The organism is Streptomyces sp. MK37H, assembly GCF_018035285.1.
GTDB lineage: Bacteria > Actinomycetota > Actinomycetes > Streptomycetales > Streptomycetaceae > Streptomyces > Streptomyces endocoffeicus.
Genome location: NZ_JAAAYH010000800.1, coordinates 1 through 1741, shown reverse-complemented (window position 1 = coordinate 1741; position 1741 = coordinate 1). Strand labels below are relative to the sequence as shown.

Annotated in this window: 2 protein-coding genes; one reads left to right on the top strand and one right to left on the bottom strand. The window is 70.0% G+C overall.

Annotation, left to right across the window (positions count from 1 at the left end; all coding sequences use genetic code 11):
* The coding region (locus GWI24_RS44015; protein ID WP_210951609.1) for a universal stress protein at positions 1-276 on the bottom strand (276 nt) is incomplete at its 3' end.
* A gap of 330 nt (positions 277-606) precedes the next feature.
* On the opposite strand from GWI24_RS44015, the gene GWI24_RS44010 reads away from it, so the two are divergent.
* The coding region (locus tag GWI24_RS44010) for a DUF6777 domain-containing protein (protein WP_210951608.1) at positions 607-1741 on the top strand (1135 nt) is incomplete at its 3' end.

Here is a 1741-nt window from a genome sequence, read left to right as displayed (position 1 = left end):
CAGGGCCTCGGCAGGTTCGGCGGCGGTGTGCTCCCCGTCGATCCCGAGCTCCGGAAGGCGCGCCCGGAAGTCGGCCACCGTCTGCCCGAGCATCTGCTCGCCCACGTTCTGCCAGGCGTCCACCCCGGGCACCGGCGAGACCCTGCGCGGCAGCGGCGGACAGGCGTGCACGAGGCGCAGCGCGACCCCGCGCCGCGCCGCCTCCCGCGCGGCCCACTCGGCCGCCGTAAGGCTGCGCCGGGAGCCGTCGACCCCCGCCACGACAGGGCCGCTCATCCGGTCCTCCTCGGCTGCCGTCCGTCACTGCGGTCCGTTACTCCGGTCCGTATCTTCTGTCCGTTCTGCTGCCAACTGGAGCACGTCCGTTTAGTCTAGATACGCGGTGAAGATCCGACATGGTCGGCGGATTCGCCGCGCACAGACCGCGAGGGGTAGTGACCGCCCCCGGTCCGGGTGCACCCCGGACCGGGGGCGGTTCTGCGAGCGGCGACGGGCAAACAGGGCTCAAGTCCCCCGAAGGTGGGGTGAGATGTCAAGGTTTCGGGGGAAGCGGGGGTGTGCGGAACGAGCGCAGGATAGGGGGCGAGGTAAGGGAAGGAGGCGGAAATGCGCTCGATCTCATGGCACCTCACCTCGCGTCGTTCAGCATTCGTCGTCGGTTTCGTCGTCGTGGTCGCCGTTGTGGTGGTCCTTGGGATGGTCTCCTCCTCCGAAAAGGCATCCGGGGAAGCCGCCAAAGAGGCGCCCGGCGAAGCCCCCGGATACGCCTCGACGGTCGAATACCGGCGGGAACCCGTCGGAAAGACCTCGGTCCCCGCGTTCACCTCCTCCGTAGGCCGTGACCGCAAACACGTGGTCTCGCCGTCCAACGGAGGGCGCGCCTTCCGTGGCAACACCCCCGGTCTCTACGCCGGCGTCCGGAACCGGCAGCCCTGTGACCGGCAGGGACTGCTCCATGACCTCGACGCCGACAAGCAGAAGGGCGCCGCTTGGAGCAAGGTCCAGCACATCTCGCCCGACGGCATCCCCGATTTCGTCAACCGCCTCACGAGCGTCACCCTGCGCTCCGACACCTACGCGAAGACCTACGGCTACCGTGGTGGGGTGAAGCCGGTGTCCGCCGTTCTCCAGGCCGGAACGGCGGTTTTCGTCGATGAGCGCGGTCTGCCCGTCGTGAAGTGCGACCCCGGAAATCCGGTAAAAGTCTCGGCCCCGCCGCGCAACGCCAAGCCGACCTTCACCGGGCCCGAGTGGAACGGTTTCTCCCGGAGCACGGTGACCGTCATCCGGCCGGCCACGAAGAAAGCCAAGCACATCGTCCTGGTGGGGATCGGCAAGGCCCAGCTCCTGAAGCGCCCGCTCGGTGACGGCGACGGCAGCGGCGACCCGCAGGACACGGTGCTGGTCCGCGCCGACTACCCCTCGTTCCTGGCGATGCCGGGCGAGCAGCACGCGCCGCGGCTGCGGGAGGCGCCGAAGGTCACCATGAAGCCGTCGGACAGGTTCACCCCGCTGGAGACCGAGCGCCCGTCCGGGACCCCCTCGCAGCAGTCGCAGCCCTCCGACGAGCCGTCGGACCCGGGCCAGCAGCAGCCTCAGGACCAACCCTCGGATCCCGGTCAGCAGCAGCCGCAGGACCAGCCCCAGGATCAGCCCTCGGACCCGGGCCAGCAGCAGCCCCAGGATCAGCCGTCGGACCCCGGCCAGCAGCAGCCTCAGGATCAGCCGTCGGACCCTGGCC